The following is a 6000-nucleotide window of genomic DNA, read 5'->3' on the forward strand; positions in this document are numbered from 1 at the left end:
TTCGTCGTGCAGGCTCCCTCGCCCTCCATCCAACATGCCCTATGCCCCCGCCCAGTTCACCAACACCAGTTTCTATGCCGGCCGGGTGCGTCCGAAAATCCAACCCTGGAGTCTGATTATCCAACTCACCGGCTCCGACTATCGCCGGGGTGACAATATTCAAGCCCTTATCCGGCCGATGTCGGCTCGATCAGCCGATATTCTTTCCCTATGCGCTCGGTCACGGTCGATCTCGATGAGGCGTCCACCGCACAATTGGTGGGCGCCGCAGCCGCGATCGCCGCTCAATTGGCCGGACGCACACCACCGGAATCAGCGGCCGCGTGCATGGAACTCACCGAAACCCTGGCGGCCGCCGCCGACCAACTGGAATCGGCCATGGCCGGGCTCATCGAGCGCGTGGACGCCGCCGGAGAGATGCGCCGCTGGGGACTGCCGTCCACCCAGGCGTGGCTACGGTCCCGGCTGGGCATGCGCGACAGCCGCGCCAAGGAACGCCTCACGCTCGCCCGGCAACGTCACCGTCTGCCCGAGGTGACCGCCCGGTGGGCTGCAGGATCTCTGTCGTCCGGGTACGCCGCCACCATCGCCGGTTCGGTCGCCCGCCTGAACGACCAAGACTGCAGCGCCGCCGAAGAGATCCTGCTCGGCATGGTCGACGAAGGGTTCGCGGCCGGGAAGGTCGCCGCGTTCGGCAGGCGGATCGGTGACGTCATCGCCGAACGCGACGGCACCGACAAGGCCGATGCCGATTCGCGGCGCGGGTATGAGCGGTCCTGGATCACCTCGACGCGGTCGCTCGACGGCGGCCGGTATGTGAAGGGGTGGCTCAACCCCGAAGACGCCGCGATCTGGGACGGCACGCTGGGGCCGCTGGCCAAGCCCGCCGGGGAGGATGACCGCCGGGATCTGCCGGAGCGGACGGCGGCCGCGCTGTCCAGCGTGCTGTCGGGCGGGCATAAGGCCACCAAGGTCACCGTCATCTGCGATCTGGACACCCTCACCGGCGGTCAGGCACCCGCGCGGCTCACGGATGGGACACCGATCCCCGCCGCCCAAGCCCGCCGCATCGCGCTCAGCGCCGGGGTCTCCCCGCTGCTGCTGGGACGCGGGCACCTGCCGCTGTATCTCGGGTACCGCGAACGGTTCGCCTCGCCGGGCCAGCGCCGCGTCCTGGAAACCCTGTACCCGACCTGCGCCGTGCAGGGCTGCGAAGTCCCCGGCACGCTGTGCGAGGTCGACCACGTCAACGGCTGGGCCCTCGGCCACAGCCCCACCGACATCGACCGACTGACCCTGGCCTGCGGCTGGCACAACCGCTTCAAACACACCAACGCCGAACAAGTACACATCGCGCGCAACGCCGACGGACGATACATCTACCGCGTCCTCCCACCACCGGATGCCACAGCAGCCGACCATCCACCAACCGAGCTCGACTGGGCAGCATGACCACCCGAAATGGCCCACTGCCAAATCACCACGACCTCGACAGCCGGCACGCCACCCCTACCGTGCACCCAGCGCCCTGCACCCAACGCCCTGCACCCCAGTCCAGCGCCCTGCAGCCAAGCGCCCTCCACCCCAGCGCCGTGCAGCCAAGCGCCCAGCACCCCAGCGCCGTGCAGCCAAGCGCCCAGCACCCCAACGCCCTCGCACCGCAGCGCCCAGCAGCCCTGTCCAGCGCCCTGCAGCCCAGCCAGGGGATACCAGCGGCGACCGCTGCGGAGGTCTGCTCGGCCATTACGCCGGCGCGCCCACCGAGCCGTCCGGACTCTGGCCGCCAGCGCATTCAGAGTTAGGGCGCCCTTCCACGGAGCGGCTGAGGCGGCCCCAGACCAGGTTGCGCGGAATCGGCCGTCGCAGGATTGCAGGATTGACCAACAGGACGTCATCGGTGGACGAGGGCGAGTGGGTGGCGCTGCTGAGTCTTGGCCTCGCTCCCGGACCAACCTCACGCCCAGGCCCCGCCGCAGGCAAGCGCAACCCCGGCTCAGCACGTCCGGCACCTTGGGCATCTCCGGGATCTGTGTTACGTGCTGGATGCCCATCTGCTCGACCCGTTTGTCCACCCGCCGCGTGGACACGCCCAGCAGATGGACGGTGGCCACTCCCGAGATCAGGGCCTGCTCGGCCCGGCGGCGACGTTCCGGCGGCCGCCTGGGGAAGTGGGCCCCCGATCCAACTGGAGATGGCCGGCTCGACGGTGCCGGCGCGGGTTCCGCTGCCGGTAGCCCTTGCGGCAGCTGACCCGCGCGTCGAACCGCCGCCCGTAGCCGGCGCCGCAGACAGCGTCGGCCTCCGCCGACATGAGCGCCTCGGCCCTCGTCTTGAGCACCGACCGCAAGACATCGGGCTCACTTCGTGGGGGTGTCGCCGGGGTGGGTGCTGGCCGGCTGTGCCCAATGGAGAATGCGAGGAGGGCGGGCGAGAACGGGCCGTGCATTGAACGTTCGCATCGGGGTGCCGGCCTTGGCGGTGCCGTACTGGAACAACTCTTGGCCATCGCGCGGGCGGACGGATTCGCATTGGTCTCGTCGGTACGACGCCGGACAATATCGCCGTGCAGAGGTTGCTCACAGCGTTGGCCCCGGGTTGGCTCACATTAGTGCGCACCTGCGTGGCGAATGGATCGCCGCATGCTGCCATCGCGGTTCGAGAGTCTCTACCATCCGTCCGTAGCAGGCCAGCGGGCCACCACTGAGCCGACTTGGTAAAATGCTGATCGAAGCCTTCTGACGCCGGACGCGGCCGGAAGGCTTTTTCATGGTCTGTTCCGCCGCCTGTCAGTGTGGGTCTTCGTTACCACCAGCAATCAGCAGGAGTCGCCATGCCCACCGTCTCCGTCCGTCGCGCGAGCCCTGCTGACCGCCTGTTGGTCGAGCGACTGTGGCTGATGTTCTGCCACGACATGTCGGAGTTCGGCGGCCAGTTGCCAAATCCGGACGGCAGGTTCCGCACCGAACGGCTGGCCGCGGCCTTCGAAGACCCGAATTGGGCCGGCTACGTTTTCGCCGGACCGGAGGCCAGGCCCGTCGGGTTCGCGATCGTCCGTGACCTCAACGGACCGGTGCGGGTTCTGAACAGCTTCTTCGTGGTGCGGTCGATGCGGCGGGCCGGGATTGGGCTGCAGGCTGTGGCCGCTGTCGTCGCCGAACATCCTGGCCGGTGGGACGTCGCGTTCCAAGAAGCCAACGGTGCGGCCGTGCGCTTCTGGCGCCGCGTCGCTACCGAACTTGCCGATGGCAACTGGGCAGAGGAGCGCCGGGCGGTCTCTGGCAGATCTGATCTGCCGCCGGACGTGTGGATCTCGTTCACCACGGCCCAGGGGAGCTTCCCTCCGTTCGGCGGACAGCCGCTGCCCTGAGGTCACCGGCGATCATCCGCGAGGATGTTCGTCATGCCGTCGGCACACGAAAATGAGTGGGAGTTGGAGTCGCGGTGGCATACCGGCCGCCACGTCCTCGATGGCCCTCGCGCCGCCCGGGTACCCGCGGATGTCTTCACTGTCTGCACATACGGCACGCCCGCATCCTGGAAACCCCGGCCCATTAGGTGCGCGCTTCACCACCGCCACCGCCACCGCCACCGCCACCGCCACCGCCACCGCCAACGTCCTAGGCCGACGTCCTTGGTCAGCGCTCTGTATCCAGGCGCAGTTTCTAAACTTGAGCCGAGTCGGGTTGGGCGTGGAGCTTGGCCGGCTGGGCAATCTGGTCAACGGGTGGGTGAGCATTGCCCAGTTTGAGTGAATGTCGGGTGGGCCGCCTTGGCGCCGGGCATTTGGGCGTCGGTTGTTACGGGGCGGTGAGGCCCAGCAGGGGCAGGCATGGCGTTAGGCCTTCAATGGTGACGGGGACGGTTCGGTGGTGGTCCCAGTCGGCGCGGCTGAGGCGCAGACGGACGTCGGGGACCATCGCTCCCCGGACCACGCACCGGTCGATACCGTCGGTTCGATAGCCGAGTTTGCGTGAGACCGCGTGGGAGGCGTGGTTGGTCACGAAAGCCGCGGAGGTGGCTTCTTCGGCCTCCAGGCCGACGAAGGCGAGGTGCAGCACCGCGGCCCGCATCTCGGTGCCGATTCCCTGTCCATGGTGGCGCTTTCCGAGCCAGGAGCCGGTGTCCACCTCACGGGTGATCGCCAAGTCATTCGCGCTGATGATCTGCATCCCGACCACGACACCGGCGTGGAGGACGCAGAGGTCGAGTGACCACTTCCGAGGCTCCCAGGCGCCCAGGGTCTGCCAATGGTGGTGAATGACGTTCCGCGCGACCTCGGCCGGCGGCCGGTCGGTCCATGGCGTCACGAAGGGCATCTCTTCGGGGGCATGGATGCCTTCGGCCGCCAACTCGGCGAGGGCGCCCAGTTCCTCAGGCGATGGCAGCCGCAGTTCGAGCCGCGGCGTGCTCAGCCGTAGGTTCAGCAGCGGGAAGTGATCAGCGAGCATCTCCCCATCCTGGCCGCTCCGCCGCATCCGGGCGATCCAATATTCACGACCGTCGGTGATGTGTTAGGGCGGCGGTTGGCGGATGGTGAGGGTCGCTTCTATGCCGTAGTGGTCGGACAAGGCCGTCGTGCGGCCGTTGGGCAGGCGGATCTTCTCTTTGAAGACCAGGCGTGGGGCGGCTTCTATGCCCGGGCGGGTGAGGATCTGGTCTATTGGTTTGAGGTCCGCGTACTCGGGGCGGTAGGTCGGTTCCGTGTCGCCGGTCAGGGCGTCTTGGAGGCCGGTGGTGGACGCGAAGTCCTTGAAGAGGGGGTAGTCGCGGGGGACGTTGAAGTCGCCCATGACCACCATGGGTTCCGCCGGGTCGATCCTGCCGACGAGCGCGGCGAGCTCGCGCAGTTCGGATTCCTCGGCCTTCGTGTACAGGTTGGACGGGGCCCAGTGCATGTCCATGTTCGCGGAGAGGTGTGTGTTCACGACCGTGAGGAAGCCGCTGGGGAGTTGGACGCGTGTGAACAGGGCGCCCTTGCGCAGCAGCCATTCGAGGCGGGCTGGGCGAGTGGGGGTGAACGGCTGGAAGTGGCGGCGGGTGATCGGCCAGCGAGAGAGGGTGATCAGGCCGCCACGCACCACTGGGAAAGTCGATGCGTGGGCGGTTTGCGGAAATGATTTCGCGGAGCGCTGGAGTTGGGCCAGGTTCCGCGGCGATATGACCTCTTGCAGGCAGACGACGTCGTAGTCCGATTGCTCCATGAGCTGGGCCAACGCGCCGAGGCGGGCTCGGGAACGGCCTCGGAACAGCGTGTTGAAGGTGAGGACGCGAACCTTCATGACTTGAGGTATTCGGCGGCCAGGCGTTTCGGGGCTCGGTCCAGCCAGGCTTCGGCGAGAAGTTCCTCCAGTTCGGGAGGTTCTATTCTCTCCAGGCGAACGAGGATTGCCGGGAAACCGTTGAAGTGCGGGGTGGTGAAATAGACTTCCGGGTCGTCTGTGACAAGGGCCTCTTTGGCACCCAGGTCAGGGACGCGTGCGGCGAGGATCGGGCCGTCCGGTGCGGCGTCGCCGAGGGCGGCCAGGTCGGATTTTCGCAAGGGGCGCTCCCACGCGAACGCCTTGGTCCGGACGCGCCAAGCGAGGTCGCCTCGCCGGTCGATCTCGTCCGTCTCCGGAAGTGCCAGCGCGATTCGTCGCACGTCGTCCCACGTGGCCATGCACGCCACTCTACGGGGAGGATTCCGTGATGTCGCGCCCGTCTGGGTCCCCCCGGCGGTGCGGGTTCGGCGCTTGTGAGCGACCCGGTCGTCGGCGTCGGTGGCTGGGTGCGACGGGACCGCTTTGTGTACTGGCCGCGCTGGCCGCGCTGGTCGCGCCGGTTCGGCGGGACGAATCGGGACGGTGGGTCGAACGCTGCCGGGACCGGTGATGGCTGGATGCGGCAGTCGCCATGTCCGCATTAATACTCCAGCCGCATTTGGAGATCTCGGTCTGATGGAGGCCGGGACGTGAGACGGCCACCGCTGTGATCGTGTGGGTGTGTTGAGACCAGACGATC

7 protein-coding genes are annotated in these 6000 nt (G+C 67.7%); 2 read left to right on the plus strand and 5 right to left on the minus strand.

Going from position 1 to position 6000, the window contains the following annotated elements; translation table 11 throughout:
• The first annotated feature begins 210 nt into the window (after nt 1-210).
• A complete protein-coding gene (locus tag AB0C35_RS17070) occupies nt 211-1452 on the plus strand; it encodes a DUF222 domain-containing protein (protein WP_358456252.1) in 1242 nt (413 codons plus the stop codon).
• Here AB0C35_RS17070 and AB0C35_RS17075 read toward each other — a convergent pair.
• Together AB0C35_RS17075 and AB0C35_RS17080 are read right to left on the minus strand one after the other, a co-directional pair.
• Entirely contained in the window at nt 1380-2111 is a 732-nt protein-coding gene (locus AB0C35_RS17075) for a hypothetical protein (RefSeq protein ID WP_358456254.1), read from the minus strand. The genes AB0C35_RS17070 and AB0C35_RS17075 overlap by 73 nt on opposite strands.
• A gap of 8 nt (nt 2112-2119) precedes the next feature.
• Nucleotides 2120-2506, minus strand: a complete 387-nt coding sequence (locus AB0C35_RS17080; RefSeq protein WP_358456257.1) for a transposase — start codon at nt 2504-2506, stop codon at nt 2120-2122.
• Between the two features lie 324 nt (nt 2507-2830).
• Between AB0C35_RS17080 and AB0C35_RS17085 the strand changes: the two genes are divergently transcribed.
• Nucleotides 2831-3367 (plus strand): GNAT family N-acetyltransferase, encoded by a 537-nt coding sequence (locus AB0C35_RS17085; protein WP_358456260.1) that lies wholly within the window; start codon nt 2831-2833, stop codon nt 3365-3367.
• A 430-nt stretch (nt 3368-3797) separates the two neighbouring features.
• Here AB0C35_RS17085 and AB0C35_RS17090 read toward each other — a convergent pair whose 3' ends face one another.
• The 3 genes from AB0C35_RS17090 to AB0C35_RS17100 all read right to left on the minus strand — a co-directional run bounded on the left by AB0C35_RS17090 (nt 3798) and on the right by AB0C35_RS17100 (nt 5659).
• Nucleotides 3798-4448 carry a GNAT family N-acetyltransferase gene (locus AB0C35_RS17090; RefSeq protein WP_358456263.1) on the minus strand — a complete coding sequence of 217 codons (651 nt, stop codon included), beginning with the start codon at nt 4446-4448 and terminating at the stop codon, nt 3798-3800.
• A gap of 63 nt (nt 4449-4511) precedes the next feature.
• Nucleotides 4512-5279 carry an endonuclease/exonuclease/phosphatase family protein gene (locus AB0C35_RS17095; RefSeq protein WP_358456266.1) on the minus strand — a complete coding sequence of 256 codons (768 nt, stop codon included), beginning with the start codon at nt 5277-5279 and terminating at the stop codon, nt 4512-4514.
• Nucleotides 5276-5659: an MmcQ/YjbR family DNA-binding protein gene (locus AB0C35_RS17100; protein WP_358456268.1), complete on the minus strand. Its 384-nt coding sequence runs from the start codon at nt 5657-5659 to the stop codon at nt 5276-5278. Before AB0C35_RS17100 ends, AB0C35_RS17095 begins: the two co-directional genes overlap by 4 nt.
• Between the last annotated feature and the right edge of the window lie 341 nt (nt 5660-6000).

Origin of the sequence: Spirillospora sp. NPDC048819 (assembly GCF_040650055.1) — a bacterium.
GTDB lineage: Bacteria > Actinomycetota > Actinomycetes > Streptosporangiales > Streptosporangiaceae > Spirillospora.

Excerpts from the sequence above, each read along its gene's own strand:
- AB0C35_RS17070 (WP_358456252.1), top strand. The coding sequence starts at position 211 with ATGCGCTCGGTCACGGTCGATCTCGATGAGGCGTCCACCGCACAATTG.
- AB0C35_RS17080 (WP_358456257.1), bottom strand. The coding sequence starts at position 2,506 with ATGGCCAAGAGTTGTTCCAGTACGGCACCGCCAAGGCCGGCACCCCGA.
- AB0C35_RS17085 (WP_358456260.1), top strand. The coding sequence starts at position 2,831 with ATGCCCACCGTCTCCGTCCGTCGCGCGAGCCCTGCTGACCGCCTGTTG.
- AB0C35_RS17090 (WP_358456263.1), bottom strand. The coding sequence starts at position 4,448 with ATGCTCGCTGATCACTTCCCGCTGCTGAACCTACGGCTGAGCACGCCG.
- AB0C35_RS17095 (WP_358456266.1), bottom strand. The coding sequence starts at position 5,279 with ATGAAGGTTCGCGTCCTCACCTTCAACACGCTGTTCCGAGGCCGTTCC.
- AB0C35_RS17100 (WP_358456268.1), bottom strand. The coding sequence starts at position 5,659 with ATGGCCACGTGGGACGACGTGCGACGAATCGCGCTGGCACTTCCGGAG.